This is a genomic window from Lactobacillus sp. HBUAS51381 (assembly GCF_012641095.1).
Classification (GTDB): Bacteria; Bacillota; Bacilli; order Lactobacillales; family Lactobacillaceae; genus Levilactobacillus.
Genome location: NZ_JAAVSC010000009.1, coordinates 36,026 through 55,222, shown reverse-complemented (window position 1 = coordinate 55,222; position 19,197 = coordinate 36,026). Strand labels below are relative to the sequence as shown.

The 19,197-nt window shown below is 52.2% G+C and carries 18 protein-coding genes; all 18 read left to right on the top strand.

Translation table 11 applies throughout. From position 1 onward, the window contains the following. The first annotated feature begins 5 nt into the window (after window positions 1-5). Complete coding sequence (locus tag HEQ50_RS04870; RefSeq protein ID WP_168899402.1) at window positions 6-287, top strand: YggT family protein; 282 nt, start codon at window positions 6-8, stop codon at window positions 285-287. 23 nt (window positions 288-310) lie between these two features. Next, window positions 311-1,090, top strand: a complete 780-nt coding sequence (locus tag HEQ50_RS04865; RefSeq protein WP_168899401.1) for an RNA-binding protein — start codon at window positions 311-313, stop codon at window positions 1,088-1,090. A gap of 16 nt (window positions 1,091-1,106) precedes the next feature. Then, on the top strand, window positions 1,107-1,829 hold the full coding sequence (locus HEQ50_RS04860) for a DivIVA domain-containing protein (RefSeq protein ID WP_168899400.1): 723 nt from the start codon (window positions 1,107-1,109) through the stop codon (window positions 1,827-1,829). 659 nt (window positions 1,830-2,488) lie between these two features. After that, entirely contained in the window at window positions 2,489-5,302 is a 2,814-nt protein-coding gene (ileS, locus tag HEQ50_RS04855) for an isoleucine--tRNA ligase (protein WP_168899399.1), read from the top strand. 187 nt (window positions 5,303-5,489) lie between these two features. After that, the gene (locus tag HEQ50_RS04850; protein ID WP_168899398.1) at window positions 5,490-5,720 is read left to right on the top strand and encodes a cold-shock protein; all 231 of its coding nucleotides are present in this window, start codon (window positions 5,490-5,492) and stop codon (window positions 5,718-5,720) included. Window position 5,721: 1 nt separating this feature from the next. Continuing rightward, the gene (locus HEQ50_RS04845; RefSeq protein ID WP_168899397.1) at window positions 5,722-6,264 is read left to right on the top strand and encodes an NUDIX hydrolase; all 543 of its coding nucleotides are present in this window, start codon (window positions 5,722-5,724) and stop codon (window positions 6,262-6,264) included. A gap of 9 nt (window positions 6,265-6,273) precedes the next feature. Then, complete coding sequence (locus HEQ50_RS04840; RefSeq protein ID WP_168899396.1) at window positions 6,274-6,579, top strand: hypothetical protein; 306 nt, start codon at window positions 6,274-6,276, stop codon at window positions 6,577-6,579. A 93-nt stretch (window positions 6,580-6,672) separates the two neighbouring features. Then, the gene (locus HEQ50_RS04835; RefSeq protein WP_168899395.1) at window positions 6,673-7,365 is read left to right on the top strand and encodes a 5'-methylthioadenosine/adenosylhomocysteine nucleosidase; all 693 of its coding nucleotides are present in this window, start codon (window positions 6,673-6,675) and stop codon (window positions 7,363-7,365) included. 97 nt (window positions 7,366-7,462) lie between these two features. Then, the gene (locus HEQ50_RS04830) at window positions 7,463-8,593 is read left to right on the top strand and encodes a cysteine desulfurase family protein (protein WP_232842682.1); all 1,131 of its coding nucleotides are present in this window, start codon (window positions 7,463-7,465) and stop codon (window positions 8,591-8,593) included. Between the two features lies 1 nt (window position 8,594). Then, window positions 8,595-8,939 carry a DUF1831 domain-containing protein gene (locus tag HEQ50_RS04825; RefSeq protein ID WP_168899393.1) on the top strand — a complete coding sequence of 115 codons (345 nt, stop codon included), beginning with the start codon at window positions 8,595-8,597 and terminating at the stop codon, window positions 8,937-8,939. Between the two features lie 223 nt (window positions 8,940-9,162). Beyond that, on the top strand, window positions 9,163-10,290 hold the full coding sequence (gene mnmA / locus HEQ50_RS04820; protein WP_168899392.1) for a tRNA 2-thiouridine(34) synthase MnmA: 1,128 nt from the start codon (window positions 9,163-9,165) through the stop codon (window positions 10,288-10,290). A 483-nt stretch (window positions 10,291-10,773) separates the two neighbouring features. Beyond that, a complete protein-coding gene (locus tag HEQ50_RS04815; RefSeq protein ID WP_168899391.1) occupies window positions 10,774-10,941 on the top strand; it encodes a hypothetical protein in 168 nt (55 codons plus the stop codon). Between the two features lie 105 nt (window positions 10,942-11,046). Next, a complete protein-coding gene (locus HEQ50_RS04810; protein ID WP_168899390.1) occupies window positions 11,047-11,706 on the top strand; it encodes a histidine phosphatase family protein in 660 nt (219 codons plus the stop codon). Window positions 11,707-11,726: 20 nt separating this feature from the next. Beyond that, complete coding sequence (locus HEQ50_RS04805; RefSeq protein ID WP_168899389.1) at window positions 11,727-12,422, top strand: tetratricopeptide repeat protein; 696 nt, start codon at window positions 11,727-11,729, stop codon at window positions 12,420-12,422. Between the two features lie 15 nt (window positions 12,423-12,437). Next, entirely contained in the window at window positions 12,438-14,957 is a 2,520-nt protein-coding gene (locus HEQ50_RS04800; RefSeq protein ID WP_168899388.1) for an ATP-dependent RecD-like DNA helicase, read from the top strand. Window positions 14,958-15,140: 183 nt separating this feature from the next. Further along, the gene (locus HEQ50_RS04795) at window positions 15,141-16,127 is read left to right on the top strand and encodes a ribose-phosphate diphosphokinase (protein ID WP_168899387.1); all 987 of its coding nucleotides are present in this window, start codon (window positions 15,141-15,143) and stop codon (window positions 16,125-16,127) included. A 170-nt stretch (window positions 16,128-16,297) separates the two neighbouring features. Continuing rightward, on the top strand, window positions 16,298-17,944 hold the full coding sequence (locus tag HEQ50_RS04790; RefSeq protein ID WP_168899386.1) for a peptide ABC transporter substrate-binding protein: 1,647 nt from the start codon (window positions 16,298-16,300) through the stop codon (window positions 17,942-17,944). A gap of 294 nt (window positions 17,945-18,238) precedes the next feature. Next, the gene (gene murQ, locus HEQ50_RS04785; protein WP_168899385.1) at window positions 18,239-19,153 is read left to right on the top strand and encodes an N-acetylmuramic acid 6-phosphate etherase; all 915 of its coding nucleotides are present in this window, start codon (window positions 18,239-18,241) and stop codon (window positions 19,151-19,153) included. Window positions 19,154-19,197: the final 44 nt, after the last annotated feature.

The following is a 19,197-nucleotide window of genomic DNA, read 5'->3' as shown; positions in this document are numbered from 1 at the left end:
ACGCCTTGTTAACGATAGTGAATCTTATTTTTCAAGTCCTCAGCTGGGCCGTTAGTGCATACATCCTGTTAATTGTGGTCTATGCGTTAATGAGCTGGTTACCGGGGGCTTACCAGTCCAAATTGGGCCAATTAATTGGTCGACTGGTCGAACCATTTCTAAGTTACTTCAATTTCATTTCGGTAGGACCCTTAGGTTTCGGCCCGGTTGTGGCCATTATCGTCCTATCCTTAGTCCAATACGGGCTACAATACTTGCAATACATTGTTTTGAATCTGCTGGTTTAATCCGTCGAGGGGAGGCTTGAGACGTGGATGAGAACGTGATGCAACATTTCCGGCCCGACGAGGCATCCTTCATTGATGCCGTTGGGGGCTGGCTCCAACAGGTGGCCGATGAATATCGGCCCGTCCTCACGCATTTCTTGAACCCACGGCAAGTATACATTGCCACCACGTTGGCCCACCGCGCCGATGTGAAAGTTCAATTCAGCGGGGGACATCAGCTGGCGGAGATGCAACGGGCGCTGTTTTTCCCAGATTACTATGAACCCGAACCTCAGGACTTTGATTTAGCCTTACTGCGGGTGGACTATCCGGTGAAATTCGCCACGTTGCACCACAGCCAAATTCTCGGAACCTTACTGGGATCAGGGATTGAAAGAGAAATCTTAGGGGACATTTTGACTGACGGCGAGGTGTGGCAAGTGGTCACGGAAGCCGGCATGGCGGACTACTTAACGAGTCAGGTCGATCACATCGGCCGCGTCAAGGCTCGATTAGTCGTCAGTGACTTTGCCGCGTTGATTCAGCCAATCGATGAGTGGGAGGCCGAATCGGCAACCCTATCATCGCTACGGTTAGATAACATCGTGGGGACCGGGTTTCATTTGTCGCGACACCGCGCGAAGGCACTCATCGAGGGCAATCACGTGCGGGTTAATTGGACGGAAACGCTCAAACCGGATTACGAACTCGACGTTGCGGACATTGTGTCCGTACGCGGATTTGGCCGGGTTCGATTGGATGAGGTTGCCGGTCGGACGAAAAAGGAAAAAATTCGGGTCACCCTAGCGGTGTTGAAGAAATAGATGCGGAGGGAACACAATGGTACTGAGTCCATTAGACATTCATAATAAAGAGTTTGGCACGAAGATGCGTGGTTACAACGTTGATGAGGTCAACGACTTCTTGGATCAAGTGATTAAGGATTATCAAATTACGTTGAACCACAACAAAGAGTTAGAAGAACAATTAGATGCAGCTAACGAGAAACTCAAGTATTTTAACGACTTGAAGGACTCCTTGAACCAATCCATTCTGGTGGCACAAGAAGCGGCGGATAAAGTGAAGGCCAACTCTCAAAAGGAATCCGAAATCATTATCAGAGAGGCGCAGAAGCAAAGCTCTGATATTGTTTCTGAGGCCACGAACAAGGGCAATCAGATCATGGATGAGGCTTCCAAACGGGCCAAGAAGCTGGCCGTCGAAACCGATGACTTGAAGAAGAGTACGCGGGTCTTCCGTCAACGCCTGCAAGTCATGCTGGAAAGTCAGTTGGAGGTCGTGAAGTCCAACGACTGGGACAGCCTGTTGAAGGAAGGGTCCATGTCGAGTTACGAGGAAATCAAGAAGGTCGTCGGCGACCGGCTTGACAACGACCCGGCCCAAGGCGTAAACTCAGATGCATCGCAACCACAACCGGTAGCGCCCGTGACGGAAACGCCAGTGGAAGAAGCACCGGTGACGGATACGAATGATGATAATGGCGAGACCGTTGTGATTTTCCCAGATAACGATCAACCGCATTTTGACCAAGATAATAAATAAAAAGGCAGAGAAATCCGCCGACTAAAGCAGAGGGTACCAGCGAGTTAGCGATAGTGGAAGGCTAACATCCGACCTGTTTAGTGGGTATCATTCTCCAAGTCCCGTGGCTGAACCAACAGTAAGCGACGGCGGAACACCCCGATACGGTGTGTTGAGGGAAGACGGTGTCAACCGTCTTCTGAATTTGGGTGGTACCACGAACGATTTCGTCCCTTGCGGCGAGGTCGTTTTTTGTATGTCTAAGGTTAGTGGCTGCTGCAGTCGTATCTAGCTGATTGTGTAGGCGGTCGAGATGCCGCTGGTTCGATGAGCTGGTCTGGTTAAGTTTAAGTTGAACTGGGATCAATCGTGGCGGATGATAACCGCAGTTTAAGCCGTGAGGGCGGTCCGCTAGATGCTCAGCCGTGTCGTTATGCTTAGTTGACAGTGTTTTTCTGTCAGCTTAGCATAAGCCCGAGCTTGAAGACTCACGGTTCTTGTGTGGCTTCAAGTCGTGGCCACGGCGTTCCAGCGTCTAGCGGACTGCCCGGTAAGGCGAAAGATAATACAATATAGATGATAAATCCGGTGCGGTTGACCGGTGAGCTGAGGCCAGAAGCGGCTTGAGCTCACCGGTTCACCAACCGTGAGGACAGTAAAATAAAGGAGGAAATGACGGTATGCGAGTGAAAGACACGTTAAACTTGGGTAAAACCAAATTTAAAATGCGTGGCAATTTGCCAGTAAAAGAAGTCGAACGGCAAAAAGTCTGGGCTGAAAACAAGATTTACGAAGCCCGTCAAAAATTAAATGAGGGGAAGCCAACGTTTATTCTGCACGATGGCCCGCCATATGCCAATGGTCCCATTCACATGGGCCATGCGCTGAACAAGGTTTCTAAGGACATTATCGTCCGTTACAAGTCCATGAGTGGTTACCGGGCACCTTACGTTCCGGGTTGGGATACCCATGGTCTGCCCATCGAACAACAATTGACGAAGGCCGGTTACGACCGGAAGAAGATGTCGACCGCTGACTTCCGGGATCTTTGCCGCGAGTATGCGTTAAAGCAAGTCAACTTGCAGCGTGACGGTTTCAAACGGTTGGGTGTTTCTGCCGAATGGGACAACCCGTACCTGACGTTGAAGCCAGAGTTTGAAGCTGCCGAGGTCCGTGTCTTTGGCGAAATGGCCAAGCGTGGCCTGATCTACAAGGGGAAGAAGCCTGTGTACTGGTCATGGTCTTCCGAATCCGCAATGGCTGAAGCCGAAGTGGAATACCACGATGTGACATCACCATCCGCCTTTTACGGTGAAAAAGTCATTGACGGCAAGGGCGTCCTAGACGACGACACCTACCTGGTGGTTTGGACCACGACGCCGTGGACCATTCCGGGTTCTGAAGGGATTACCATTGATGCCGGTATCGAATACGCCGTCGTTCAACCCGCCGGTGAAGACCGTAAGTTTGTCCTGGCCAACGAATTAGTGGCCGAGAACGCCGAACGTTTTGGCTGGAAAGATGTCAAAGTGCTGAAGACCGTGATGGGGCAAGACATGGACAACATTATTGCCCAACACCCCTTCATCGCCGACCGGAAGCTGGTCGTGATGTTGGGCGATTTCGTCACCACCGACTCTGGGACCGGACTGGTGCACACCGCGCCCGGTTTAGGGGAAGACGACTTTAACGTCGGTAAGTTGTACAATTTACCCGTCATCGTACCAGTCAACGACCAAGGCTACATGACGGCCGAGGCCGGTCCTGATTTCGATGGCGTCTTCTACGACGATGCCAACCAGATTGCCTTGGACAAGTTGAAGGCAGCCAACGCGCTGTTGAAGTACATGCCTTACGAACACAGTTATCCCTTTGACTGGCGGACCAAGAAGCCCGTTATCTTCCGGGCAACGCCACAGTGGTTCGCATCCGTGGACAAGATTCGTGATGAAATTCTAGCCACGTTGAAGGACGTGAAGTTCCAACCTGACTGGGGTCAACGGCGTTTGGCCAACATGATTAAGGACCGGGGCGACTGGGTTATTTCTCGTCAACGGGTCTGGGGTGTACCGCTGCCTATCTTCTATGGTGAAGACGGAGAAGCCATCATCACGCCGGAGACGGTCGATCACGTGGCCGATCTATTCGGCAAGTATGGCTCCAACATCTGGTTCAAACGCGAAGCCAAGGACCTGTTGCCCGAAGGCTTTACCAGTGAACATTCGCCTCACGGTGAGTTCACTAAGGAAACCGACATCATGGATGTTTGGTTCGACTCCGGTTCGTCTCACCAAGGGGTGCTGGCCGAACGCGATTACCTGGACTTCCCGGCCGACCTTTACCTGGAAGGGTCCGACCAGTACCGTGGTTGGTTCAACTCTAGTCTGATCACAAGCGTTGCCGCCACCGGCAAGGCACCGTACAAGCAGGTCGTTTCCCAAGGGTTTACGTTGGATAAAGACGGTCACAAGATGTCCAAGTCACTGGGTAATACAATTGCGCCGGACGAAATCATCAAGAAGATGGGGGCCGACATCGTCCGCCTCTGGGTCACTTCCGTGGATTCCTCAGCCGATGTGCGGGTCACCACTGAAGGCTTCGTGAAGATTTCCGACAGCTACAAGAAGCTGCGGAACACCATGCGTTACTTGTTGGCCAACACCAGTGATTTCGATCCGAAGACCGATGCCGTGGCCTTTGACCAATTAGCATCCGTGGATCGTCACATGCTCTACAAGCTCAACGCATTTACGAAGAGTGTGGAAGCCCACTACGACAACTTCGACTTCCTGAACATTTACAAGGAATTGATCAACTTTGTCGTGACGGACCTATCCGCCTTCTACCTGGACTTTGCCAAGGACATTCTGTACATCGATGCCGCCGACAGCAAGGCCCGTCGCTCGATGCAAACGGTCTTCTATCAGATTGCCGTTAGTCTGACCAAGCTCATCACGCCAATCCTGCCACACACGGCCGAAGAACTCTGGGGCTTCTTGAAGGAACCCGAAGACTTCGTTCAATTGGCCGAAATGCCAAAGGTATTGGACATGGACGATGCCAATGAAGTGGCAGATAGCGGTGAAAATTCTGCTTGGGATCACTTCATGAAGTTGCGGAGCCACGTCTTGAAGGCGTTGGAAGAAGCACGGGATGCCAAGCTGATTGGGAAGGCCGCTGAAGCCCACCTCGACTTGTACGTTGACGACCAGACCAAGACGCTGTTGGATAAGCTGGACATCAATGTTCAACAAATCTTGCTGGTTTCCGGCCTAGACTTTGCTGCCTTAGATCAAGCGCCAGCCGATGCGTTGACCTTTGACCACCTGGCCGTGAAGGTAACCGCCGCTGCCGGTGAGGTCTGCGATCGTTGCCGGTTGACCAAGGAAGATGTCGGCAGCGATGCTGATTATCCTCACTTCTGTGCCCGTTGTGCCGCTATCGTTCGGGAAAACTTCCCCGAAACGGCAACGGAAGGTTTTGACGAGAAGTAGTCGGTCGTCTTGATCACATTAAGCTAAGCTAAAATTTAAGGCGTGCTGCCCAGCCTCACCCAAGCGTGAGGGCCGGACAGCACGCCTTTTTGCAGGACGAGCCGGTGATCCGCGACGGTCAAGCCCCCGCGTTTGCGGTCGACCGGTCAAGCGAGTATAATTCGAACTATGTATGGGAGGGAATACCATGTTAACCGGAAAAGTAAAGAGTTACAGTGAACAACGCGGTTTTGGATTTATTACCACGCCAGAAGGTGAAGATGTCTTCGTGTACTACACGGGCATTATCGGTGAAGGCGAAGGCTTTCGTAAGCTGGAACCCGGCCAAACCGTGCAATTCGTGATTGTCCAAGGGATTCGTGGGCCACAGGCAGCTAAGGTGACGCCCGTTGTCACGGGGACCACGGAGGAGGTTTAACATGGATTTAGAAGAACACGTTGAATCCACCGAGGAACTCTATGACGGTGTGATTGTGAAATTAGAACGACAGAGTGTTCGGCTACCCAACGGCGATACCGCGACCAGAGAGATTGTGCGGCACGCGGGAGCCGTGGGGATTCTAGCGTTAACCGACGATCATAAGATGATTTTGGAACGGCAATGGCGGGCACCTATCGCCGCTGCGACATTGGAGATTCCAGCTGGCAAGCTAGACAGCCGGGATGCCGATAACGTCGAACACGCGGTGATTCGCGAGTTGAACGAAGAGATCCGCTACCAACCGGGTCAGTTAAAACGAATTACTGGATTTTACTCTAGCGTAGGATTCTCCGACGAATATATGACATTGTTTCTGGCTACGGATTTAAAACCCGTGACGACGAAGTTACCCCGTGACCGCGGCGAAAACTTGGAGCTTTTGACGGTCACGAAGCAGGAAGCACAGGCCATGATTGCGAGCGGCGAGATTAATGACGCCAAGACGATTACGGCCATCTATTACTGGCTATTGCAGAAGTAGGTGACAGCAATGAACGATGATTGGCAAGATCATAACGAACCGCCCAAGACCAGAGCGGATTATCGGCGGGAACAAGAGCAGGCTGAAAAGGACTTTCAGGAGCGCGACCGCAAACGGGTTCAAGTCGAAAAGGAATATGCGCGAAAACACGGCAATCCCAAGGGCAACGAACCGACCGAAGAACCACCCATGGATCAGCGGGTCAGCCCAACTGAAGTGAAACAAAAGCGGCTGGGTCATCGCCTCAATTGGGCGATTTTTTGGTTAAGTGCCCTGATAATCGTAGTCTATCTAATTTTGTTTTTTGTGCACTAATTTAGCTGAGAGTCGTTGAGTGGCGGGCGTGACTAGGCGGCTGACCACTGGTATTTTCAGCAATTTTAAAAATTTTAAGGAGCGACAACCCACATGACATTTGGAATTCTTTGCGCCATGGAAGAAGAAATCAAGGAACTACACGATGCGTTACAAGACGCTAAGACCACCGACATCCACGGTCTTGAATTTTACGAAGGAACCATTAGTGGTCAAGCCGTTGTGCTGGTTCGTTCCGGGATTGGTAAAGTTGAGGCTGGTTTAACGACTGCTTTACTGATTACCCAGTTCAACGTGGATCTGGTGATTAACTCTGGTTCTGCCGGTGCCTTGGCGCCCGATCTGAACATTGGGGATGTCGTGGTCTCGACGGAAACGGCCTACCACGATGCCGATGCCCGGGCCTTTGGTTACGCATACGGTCAATTACCTCAACAACCGGCTCGGTTTACCGCTTCGAAGGAATGGGGCGAAAAGATTGTGGCCGCCGCGGCCGATACCGGTTTGACGACGAAGCTGGGCTTGATCGTCTCTGGTGATCAATTCTTGAATAGCCCAGAAACAATCAAGGCCATCATGGGTCACTTCCCGGATGCCTTATCCGGTGAAATGGAAGGGGCCGCAGTCGGTCAGGTTGCCCACCAATTTGAGGTGCCTTATGTCGTGGTGCGGGCGATGTCCGATAATGCCGACAACGATTCCGGTGTTAACTTTGATGATTTTATTATTGATGCGGGACACCGTTCTGCACAGATGTTATTAGCCCTGTTAGCCGCACAAGACTAACTCGGCCGTTCAGGAGGTTTTTAGGGTGAAAGAGATTCATATTGATAACAGTCACGCCGTTCAGGAAATTTACCTGGATAACGCCGCGACGACGCCAATGGCCCCAGAGGTCTTGGCGGAGATGACCGACAAAATGGCCAACGTGTACGGAAATGCCTCCACGCTGTATGGCCTGGGCCGGCAAGCCCACACCGTGATGGAAAACAGCCGGCAGGTCATTGCCAACAGTATCAACGCGGCCAGTGACGAGGAAATTATTTTTACCAGTGGCGGTAGTGAGGGCGATAACACGGCCATTACGCAGACTGCCCATGCCCGGCAGTCTTTGGGCAAGCACATTATTACCACGGCGATTGAACATGAGGCGGTCCTAAAACCGCTCCACGCCCTCGAAGAACAGGGGTTTGACGTGACCTATCTGCCGGTCGACGAACACGGGCGGATCAGCCTGGATGACTTCAAGGCCGCACTGCGAGACGATACGATCCTCGTGACGATCATGATGGGCAACAACGAAGTGGGGAGCCGGATGCCGATTCACGAGATTGGTGAGATCTTGAAGGATCATCAGGCCTGGTTCCACACGGATGCCGTGCAGACGTATGGCCTGCTGGATATTGATGTTCAGCGCGACCATATCGATATGCTCTCGACGTCGGCCCACAAGATTAACGGTCCCAAGATGATCGGATTTCTTTACAAACGTGAGGGCATCAACTTCCCTAGCCTGATTAAGGGGGGCGACCAGGAGGAAAAGCGCCGTGCCGGCACGGAAAATGTCCCGGCTATCGCTGGTTTTGCCAAGGCTGCCGAACTCCTGACGCCGGAGGTCAAGGCCGAAAAGCGGGCCCGCTTCCACGGCTTCAAGGAACAGGTCGTTCAGGGCCTGACTGCCAATGGCGTGGACTTTGCGGTCAATGGGTCGCTGGAGGGGGAAAACCTCGATCACGTCCTGAACATTTGGATCAAGGGGATCTCCACGTACGTGATGCAGACCAATTTGGACCTGGCTGGGATTGCCGTTTCCGGTGGTTCCGCCTGCACGGCCGGTTCCATTGAACCGTCCCACGTCTTAACGGCGATGTTTGGCGAAAAGAGTCCCCGGATCGCGGAGTCCATTCGGCTATCCTTTGGCCAACAGACGACCAGTGACGAGATCGACGCGTTCATCAAGAACGTGACGGCCATCGTCAAGCGACTAAATAAGAAGCACAGTGAGGTGAAGTAGGATGTTATTCGAAAAGCAAATGCAAGTTGATGGCGACCCGGATATTTACGAATTGAATCCAAAAGTGAAGTCCTATGCCTTGAAGGACGTGGGGTTCCAACTCTCCAACGCCGGCAACTACACGTTGGAACGGTCGGTAGACCCAACGTCGCCGTACAACCGGAATCAAATGTTGCGGGTGGTGGTTGCGAAGGATCTCAGCGGCTTTAAGATGTCGACAACCAACGCCTCCGGTAATCGCCGGATCAATATTTTCAAGGGGACGCACGCCAAGGGTAATGTGGAACAGTATCACTTTATCTTGCAGAACCTGATTGACCGTGAGATTATTCAAAAAAAGGCTTAATGTGTGACAGACTTATCGTTCACCAGTAATTGCGGGTGGCGGTAAGTCTTTTTTGGTAGGTAAGGCAACTCGCTACTCGCGGTGGGCGGCTTGCCTCCTGTTTTCTGAAAGGAAACGCCAGGCTTGCAAATCACCGGTAAAATAGGTAAACTAGGCAATACTGGATTTATGCGACCTTCAAATCGTAGATTCTCCAGAATCTGAATGAAATGATGGTGATACCATGCAGGACAACAGCCAAACGCGAGTTGTCGTTGGTATGAGTGGCGGTGTCGATTCTTCCGTCGTGGCTTTGCGGCTTAAGCAGCAGGGTTATGATGTGATCGGCGTCTTCATGAAGAATTGGGACGATACGGACGAGAATGGTGTTTGTACCGCCACGGAAGATTACAAGGATGTAGCCAAGGTTGCCTCAGAGATTGGGATTCCTTACTACTCGGTTAACTTTGAAAAGGAGTATTGGGACCGCGTGTTCACGTACTTCTTGGACGAGTACAAGAAGGGCCGGACGCCCAACCCCGACGTGATTTGCAACAAGGAAATCAAGTTTAAGGCGTTCTTGGACTATGCCTTAGAGTTGGGTGCGGACTACATTGCAACCGGCCACTACGCGCAGTTGACGCGTGATGAGAACGGTGATGCCCACTTGATGCGGGCCGTTGATCAGAATAAGGATCAGACGTACTTCCTGAGTCAGCTCTCCAAGGAGCAGTTGGATCGCGTGATGTTCCCAATCGGTGATCTGGTTAAGCCCCAGGTCCGTGAGATTGCGAAGAACGCTGGTTTGGCAACCGCTGATAAGAAGGATTCCATGGGTATCTGCTTTATCGGTGAGAAGGGCCACTTCAAGGACTTCTTGAACACGTACTTGCCTGCCAAGCCCGGCAAGATGATGACCGTTGACGGCGAGATCAAGGGTGATCACGCCGGCCTGATGTACTACACGATCGGTCAGCGTCGTGGTCTGGGTATCGGTGGCGACGGCGAGGACAACGAGCCATGGTTTGTGATCGGTAAGGACCTGACGAAGAACATCCTGTACGTGGGGAAGGGGTATCACAACCCGCACCTCTACGCGACCCATCTGTCGGCTTCCGACATTCACTGGGTGAACACGATTGATCGCGGCAGTGACTTCCACTGCACGGCGAAGTTCCGTTACCGGCAAAAGGACACCGGCGTGACGGTTCATCTGAGCGAAGATGGCCAGCAGGTCACGGTAGAGTTCGACGATCCCGCCCGTGCGATTACACCGGGTCAGGCCGTTGTCTTCTACAATGGTGACGAGTGCTTGGGCAGTGCCATCATCGACGCCGCTTACAACAAGGACCGCGAATTACAGTTGATTTAGGCTTGGGTGGCGGATTTAATCACGCCACCAGGTTTCAACGCCTAATCTTTGACGACTTAAATAAACGCAACCTAAAAGTTGAAAGATAGAACGCAGCTAGGATTCCTGGTGTGACAAGGATAACAACCATGATAATATGATCGTCGCGTACTGGCCGCCTTACCGTTCGTCAAATTTGGTCTGGATCGCTGTGGAAAGGATCGGGAAAAGCCAAAGTGCTGTCTTTTCCCTCGCTTTGAGCCGGAAATTCACGTCTCAAAGTCGCCAGTTTCCAAGCAAAATCACTTGGAAACTCCCACGGCTGAGACCAAATTTGACTCACTCACGGCTACATGAGATGTAGCCAATTAAACTGGCAGAACGTTGCCACTCCAGCGATGTCCCCGCACATTTAGTCGATTTCAACTATTGTAACCGGAGGCAGCCAGAGATGTAGGTAGCCGTGACAGCGCCGGAATCTCTGACTGACGCAGGTGGTCGTTGATGATTAATTTTATGGCGATAAGCCTTGTCAGCTGGGGACTGGAGCGTGTTCGTGAATTTTCAACCTTTAGATTGCAATACTTACCCGTTAATGAGGTCGTCCTCGTTAGCGGGTTTTTGGGATTTTTCGCAGTTGTTTCTTTGAAAAATAAGGAAAAACTGGCATAATAAGGTGATATGGCTGTTTCTCCCGGTCGCCGCTGGTTTGTGCGGCCGTGGGAGCAGTTGTTCATGAACGATTAATCCTGAAAAAAGAAAGGCAGGCACCGCGCTTTGAAATTATACTTTGTACGCCATGGGAAGACACAGTGGAATTTAGAGGGCCGGTTTCAAGGAGCTGGTGGCGATTCTGAGCTGTTAACCGAAAGCTACCAGCAAATGGTTCAAGTGGGTCGTTTCCTGCGTCATACGCGTTTTCAGCACGCTTATTCGAGCCCCATTCGCAGAGCCCGGATTACGGCCCAACACGTGGTGAAGGAACTGCACCAACACGTGCCCTTGACCCTGATGAGTCGGCTGGAGGAATTTCATCTGGGTAAGTTGGAAGGGATGGCCTTTGACGATGTGAAGCAGCAATTCCCAGCCGAATTAGATGCCTTTCGTAATCATCCCGATCAGTATGAGACGAGCCGGGTTGGCGGGGAAACCTTCCAAGAGGTCATTGATCGAATGACGCCGGGGATTCAAGCTATTGTCGCGGCAAATCCGCAACCGCAAGCCAATGTGTTGGTGGTGAGCCACGGGGCCGCGCTGAACGCCGAGATTAACGCCTTGTTGGGGACACCACTCCCGGATCTGCGGAAACGCGGTGGCCTGCGCAATACCAGTGTCACGGTATTGGAAACGACGGATGGCGGCCGGAATTTCGAACTCCGGGATTGGAACGATACGAGCTTCTTAACGGCGACAGCAACGCCGACCGATACGATTTAGAAGATAAGGTGATTAGAGAAATGACGGCACAACAGACAGGGCAAGGTCGCGAGCAAGACAAACAACGCTCTGAACAAATGGTTCATGAATTGGTACAGCGAATTGACGGGCACCCCGGCGACGCGGATGCCTATTACGAATTAGCAACGGTCTTGGTGGATCTCAACTCCTTTGCGCAGGCTGAGGAATTACTGATGAAGGCACTGGGATTATTTGCCGCGCAACCGGCAACGGTGGAGAAATTACATTACGGCCTGGGTAACGTCTATTACGCGGCGCAGGACTACACGAAAGCCATTGCCCAGTTTGACCAACTCGGTGCACAACTGAAGGGCGCCGGTTACCTGATGATGGCGCAGAGCTATATGGCTAGCGGTGACCATAAACGTGCGTTGGTCTTTGGATTAACGGCCTTGGGCAGTCAACCCAAGGATGTCGCAACCTTACAGGTCGTGGCGGAGAACCTTTTAGCGCTCGGAAACATGGCCCAGGCCGCCCAGTACTACGACCAAGTACTGCAGTTGGACGCGAACAATGGACGGGCTAACTTTGACCGTGGATTGGTTGCGATGGTTCAGGGTGAGAACTATGGACCGTATTTCAAGGCGGCGCAGACGTTAGATCCCGCTTATTTTGAGAAGGGTCAGAAGAAGCTAGCCGATATCGAACGGTTTATTCAGACCCAAAAGGGCCAACCGGATACGCCGGAGCAGTAGGGAGGAGACAAGCAGATGGCAACCGAATCACTGGACTTATTTGCGGCGGACCGTCATGATCAGGCCGATTACGTGGTCGGCACCGTCAGCGCGGTCTTCTTTGCCAGCCAGGATAGTTTTTACAAGGTCATGTTAGTCAAGGTATCCGAAACCAGTCTAGACTGGCACGAAGACGAGATCGTAGTGACCGGGAACTTTGCCGATGTGAAGGACGACGTGACCTATCGCTTTACCGGCAAAAAGGTCGAACATCCCAAGTACGGGGTGCAATTTCAGGCGGATAACTATCAAAACGAAACGCCAACCTCCCGTAGCGGCGTCATTGCCTATTTGAGTGGCGACGACTTCCCGGGCCTGGGGAAGAAAACGGCGACCAAGATTGTCGATCAACTGGGCACCAATGCGATTGAAAAGATTCTGGATGACAGTGACGTTTTGACCCCACTCGGGCTATCCGCCAAGGTGGTGGCCACGCTGGTGAGCCAATTACAGACCAACAATGGGATGGAACAGATCATTATTGGGCTAAATGGCTACGGTTTTGGGAGTACGTTGGCCGCGGCGATTTATAACCGTTACGAGGCGAAGACCCTCGACGTTATTCATGATAATCCTTATCAACTGGCCGAAGACATCACGGGGGTCAGCTTCAAACGGGCCGACCAGATTGCCACCCAGCTGGGCTATGCCGCGGATCGTCCCGAACGTTTGCGCGCCGGACTCCTTCAGACGTTGACCGATTTGTCGGTGGCAAATGGGGACACCTACACGACGGCCAAGCCGCTGTTGGCGAATACCTTGAGTCTCCTGGAAAATGCACGCAATGTGCGGTTGAATCCGCAAGATATTGCCGATCAGTTGTTGGAACTCGCCAAACAGCAAAAGGTGGTCGGTGACGATCAGCGAATTTACCTAAAGTCGTTGTACGATGCGGAATGGCAGATTGCCGAGCATTTACAGCGCCTGCTACAGGGGGGCGACGATGAGCAGAAATTCAGCGATGAGGCCATTTCCAAGCAGATCCGGATCGTGGAGAAGCAGGCGGACATCGTTTACGATGAGTCCCAGACGACCGCACTGACCGCCGCGGTTAAGGCCAAGATCATGTTGCTGACCGGGGGGCCAGGGACCGGGAAAACGACGATTATTCGCGGCTTGGTCAATCTCTATGCGCGACTCCACGAGGTCTCATTGGACATCAATGAATACAAGGAGAAGCCCTTTCCCGTGCTACTGGCCGCGCCGACTGGCCGTGCGGCTAAACGGATGAGCGAATCTACCGGGTTGCCGGCCAGTACAATTCACCGGTTGCTGGGGTTAACGGGGCGTGAAGAGGACCTAGACGCCGCGGCGACCAAGGATCTGGAGGGTGGCCTATTGATCATTGATGAAACGTCAATGGTCGATGTTTACCTGATGAAGACGCTGTTACGGGCCGTGCCGGTAGGGATGCAGGTGATTCTCGTGGGCGATAAGGATCAGTTGCCCTCGGTGGGACCGGGACAGGTTTTCCACGATCTCTTAGCCAGCGATCAGCTCCAGAAGATTCAACTGGATACCATTTACCGGCAGGGGGATGGGTCATCGATCATTCCGCTGGCCCACGCCATCAAGAATGGACAGCTACCGGCGGACTTTACGCAGAATCAACCCGACCGGTCGTTCATTCCCTGTCACGCCAATCAGGTGGCAAATGTGATTGATCAGATCGTCGCCAAGGCCCACGCCAAGGGGTTCACGGCAAGTGATATTCAGGTGCTCGCCCCAATGTATCGGGGAACGGCGGGGATTGATCGGCTCAACGTGGTCCTACAGGATATCCTGAATCCACGGAAATCTGAGCGGACCAAGGAAGTTGAATTTCGCAATCAGAAATTTCGGATTGGTGATAAGGTTCTCCACCTGGTGAACAGCCCGGAAAATAACGTCTTTAACGGCGATATTGGCACCATTACTGGAATTGATCTGAGTGCCAAGGACAAGAAGCTTAAGGCGGATCAACTAACGATTGCCTTCGAGCAGACCGAAGTGACCTATTCGCGAAATGACTGGAATCGGTTAACTTTGGCCTATTGCATGTCGATTCATAAATCGCAGGGGTCGGAATTTAAGATGGTCATTCTGCCGATGGTGGGACAGTACAACCGGATGCTACAACGTAACCTGTTGTACACGGCGGTCACGCGGGCCGCGGATATGCTGATTCTACTAGGCGAACCGAATGCGTTTACCACCTGCGTGACGAACTTGTCCGTTAATCGACGAACGACCCTGACCATGCGCATTCAGGGGGTCTTGGCCCCGGATGCCCCCGTGAAGGTGGATCCCACAGCAACTTCCGAAGCGCAGCCGGTGAAAGATGAGAAAACGGTGGCGGCGTCGGGAGAGACGACGCAAACGCCATCAGCAGACCCTGAAGCGCCCACCGAACCGGCTAACTATCGCTTAACACCGGAGCTGGTGCTCAGTCGCCAGATTGACCCGATGATTGGCATGCAGGGCATTACGCCAGAAAAATTCATGGCAAGTCACTAAAAGTCCGGCGTGAATCATTGCGTTTCCAAGCAAAGATTGCGATAATGTAAACAGTAAACTAGACAACGTGGCGGGAGCTTTGGTGACGGTCTGACGGGGAACCTTGTCGTGAAGCCGGGACCGTGACCAAAGTGCGCACCTTAAACGAAAAACGAATTTGGGGAAACCCACTGGGAGGCTGTTATGGCAGAACATGTCGAAGCTGGCAGAATGAAAGTTTTTGCACTGAATTCGAACCAGCCACTTGCGGAAAAGATTGCACAGGCCGCTGGTGTTGCCTTAGGTAAGGCGACAATCAAGCACTTTAGCGATGGCGAGATTCAGATTAGTATCGATGAAAGCATTCGGGGTGACCAATTGTTCATCATCCAATCGGTCTCTGATCCGGTCAATACCAATCTGATGGAATTGTTAATCATGGTCGATGCCGCGCGGCGGGCGAGTGCTGAGAAGATTAACGTGGTGATTCCCTACTATGGATATTCACGGGCCGATCGTAAGGCACGTTCACGGGAACCGATTACGGCCAAACTCGTGGCGTCGCTCTTACAGATGGACGGTGTCAATCGGGTGATTGCATTAGACCTGCATGCGGCTCAACTGCAAGGCTTCTTCGATATTCCGGTTGACCATTTGCAAAGCGATCGGTTGCTGGCCAGTTACTTTGAAGACAATCCCGAGATGGCGGACGATAATTTTGTCGTGGTGGCGCCTGATCATGCCGGTGTTAGCCGGGCGCGGCGGTTGGCCGAACTATTGGGCGCCCCGATTGCGATTATTGACAACCGGGATGATGCTGAGAATACCGCGCATCCCGATGCCGTCATTGGGGATGTGAAGGGCAAGCGCGCCATTCTGGTCGATGACATCATTGACACGGCCCTCCGGATCACGGTTTCTGCCAGGGCATTAAAGGCCGCTGGCGCCGCGGACGTTTACGCCTGCGCAACGCATGCCGTCTTATCCGGGCAAGCCACGGAACGGATCGATGAGTCGCCACTGGAAAAGGTAGTTTTCACCGATTCGATTCAGTTGCCAGACGAGAAAAAGAGTGATAAATTTGTGGTATTGTCGGTCGGTGAACTATTCGGCAAGGCGATGGACTTAATCTATCATCAAGAGCCGGTGGATTCCCTCTTCCACAAGGCGTTGAAGCAACATAAGCAGTAAACGACGAGAGCCGTCACGCTGGTGATGGTTCTTATTTTGTGTCATGCTGAATCAGCAAAAGAGGGGAACGAACAGCGATCGAAAGCCGGACGGTTAACGTCGTCCGGGCTTTTGGTTCGCGTTGTCGTTCGGTATTGACTAGTCAGTTTTTAGGTAAAGGAGCGAGTCACTTGAGAGGAAAACATTTTGGCATCTTGCTGGGCGTTGCGGCGTTGGTTGTGGGTGGTTTAGCCGCTTGCGGTAAATCGTCGACATCGAGTCAGTCGGGCAAGTTGGCGGCGGATCAAGAGGTTAAGCTGTCGACGAAGTCCGAGGTAACCACCTTGGATGTGTCCAAGGCGGCGGATTCAACCAGTCTAACGCAGTTGTATCATACGCAAGAGGGATTGTATCGTTTAGGTAAAAATGAGAAGCTGATCAACGCCATGGCAACCAAGACCACGGTCAGCAATGATGGGAAAACCTACGTCTTTAATCTCCGGCACGACAACCGCTGGAATGACGGAAAGACGGTTACGGCCAAGGATTACGTTTATTCCTGGCAACGGACCGTTAACCCCAAGACGGCGGCAGAATATGCCTATCTGATGGCGGGGATTAAGAACTACAGTCAAGTCCAGAACGGTAAGCTGGCGCCTAGCCAATTGGGCGTTAAGGCCGTGGGCAAGTACAAGTTAGAAGTCACGTTGAGTAAGCCCGTCGCCTACTTTAAGCTGTTGCTGGCGTTCCCAACCTTCTTCCCACAGGAACAGAGTGTCGTGGACAAGTATGGTAAGAGCTACGGTCATTCCAGCGAGAAGACGGCCTACGATGGTCCGTTTGTCATGACCAAGTGGCAGGGGACCGATCAGAATTGGCAATTGGTTAAGAACACCAAGTTCTGGGATAAAAAGAAGATTACGTTGAAAAAGATCAACTTCCAAGTGGTTGTCGATCCGTCAACGGGATTGAACCTTTATCAACAAAAGAAGTTGGACGCAACGACTTTAGACGGCACGCAGGTGGCCAATCTGAAGAACAACAAGGGGATGAAGACCTTTGTTGGCGGATCGACTTACTACATGCAAATGAACCAAAAACGGGTGAAGGCCTTACGGAACTTGAAGGTTCGTCAGGCACTGTCCATGGCAATTAACAAGCAACAGTTAGCCAAAAATGTGCTACGGGATGGTTCAAAGGCACCGTTAGGCTTTGTCTCACAAAACTTAACGCAGAACCCCAAGACCAAGGCGGACTTCGCCAAGGATGCGTACGTTAAGAGTGGCGTGACCTACGATTTGAAGCAGGCCAAGCAATTGATGAAGGCCGGCTTAAAGGCCAGTGGCACGAAAGAACTGAACTTGACGTTGATGGCTGACGATACCAGTGTGACCAAGACGGTCGCTCAGGACATTCAAGCCGATTTGCAAAAGTTACCCAACGTGAAGGTGACACTGAATACGTTGCCATACAAGACGCGGTTGAGTCGTTCCAATAGCGGTAACTTTGATCTGGTCCTGTCCAACTGGGGCGCGGACTTTGCCGATCCAATCAACTTCTTATCGTTGATGAGTACCGGGAACACCAACAATAACGGGGGCTTCTCCGACGCGAAGTACGATGACTATTTGAAACGTTCCGAGAATCAGGACGCCAATAAGCCATCGGCTCGGTACACCGATTTGGTTAATGCCGAGAAGCGGTTGATGACCCAACAAGGCGTTATCCCACTGTATCAACCCGCCACGGTTGAAATGTGGAATTCGAAGGTCACGGGTTATGTTTGGAATCCGGCCGGTATGAGTCGTGGGTACCAATGGATGCGTGTTGAAAAGTAAAAAAGTTTGAAGAGGGCTTCCTAGAGGCAGACACCGGGTCTGGCTTTGGGAGGCCCTTTGCTGTCGTTTCAGAAATGATGAAAACCGGGGCAATCGGGGGAGCGGCTGGGCGTGGTTTTCGCGAAAAAAGCGTGACTTCATGGGGTCAGTCGGAAGACTAGGAAAATTTCCGTGAATATTAGCCGATTAATATTCACAATTGAAATTCGGCATGAAACATGTTATACCTAAAGTAGTCACGATGAAAGCGAATACATAACTTGACAAGTCTAATGAAAGTTGGAGGCCAACACCATGCAATTTGAAGACTTACTGACAGAACAGAGAAATCATCGGTCAACGCATATTGACCGCGAATCGACGTTGGAAATGGTTGGGACGATTAACCGTGAAGACCATCGGGTAGCCCGAGCGGTACAAAAGCAGTTGCCTCAGATTGCGGCGGCAATCGATGCTGCCTATCCCAAGTTTGATCAGGGGGGGCGGCTAATCTATGTCGGGGCCGGCACGTCTGGTCGCCTGGGAGTGATTGATGCGACCGAGTTACAACCGACCTATGGGTTGACGGAGCAGCAGACGTTTGGCCTAATTGCCGGCGGTAACGAGGCGTTGACCCATACGTTACCTTCCGTTGAAGATTCACCGGATCTGGCGCGCGACGACTTGGCTGCCGTTCAGTTAACCGAAAACGACGTGGTTGTTGCCAGTGCCGCTTCTGGTCAGACGCCGTATACCGTAGCCGCATTGAAGTTTGCGCAGGCACAAGGGGCGACGGGTATTGGGTTTTCTTGCATCGAGGATAGTCCGCTGGCTCAGTTAGCCGATTATCCAATCACGCCGGTCGTGGGCCCCGAGGTCATTACGGGTGCCACGCTCCTGAAGGCCGGAACCGCCGAGAAGATGGTGTTGAACATGCTGTCAACGGGCATCATGGTAAAGTCCGGAAAAGTTTACCAGAACTTGATGATTAACGTGGTTCCGACTAACGGGAAGACCTTCGAGCGGGCCAAAAAGATCATTGCGGAAGCGACCCAAACGTCCACATTAGCGGCGGAACGGGCACTCGATCGCGCTGGCAACAACGTGCCATTGGCTATTGTCCTGATTGAGACCAAGGGAACCATCGCGGAAGCCAAAAAGTTACTCAATGCCACCGGCGGCCACGTCTCACAGGCTGTTAAACTGAGCGATGACGTGCAACACGTGTAAGGCAAAACTTGACTGGTCCACACCAATTCCTTTATACTGGTCGT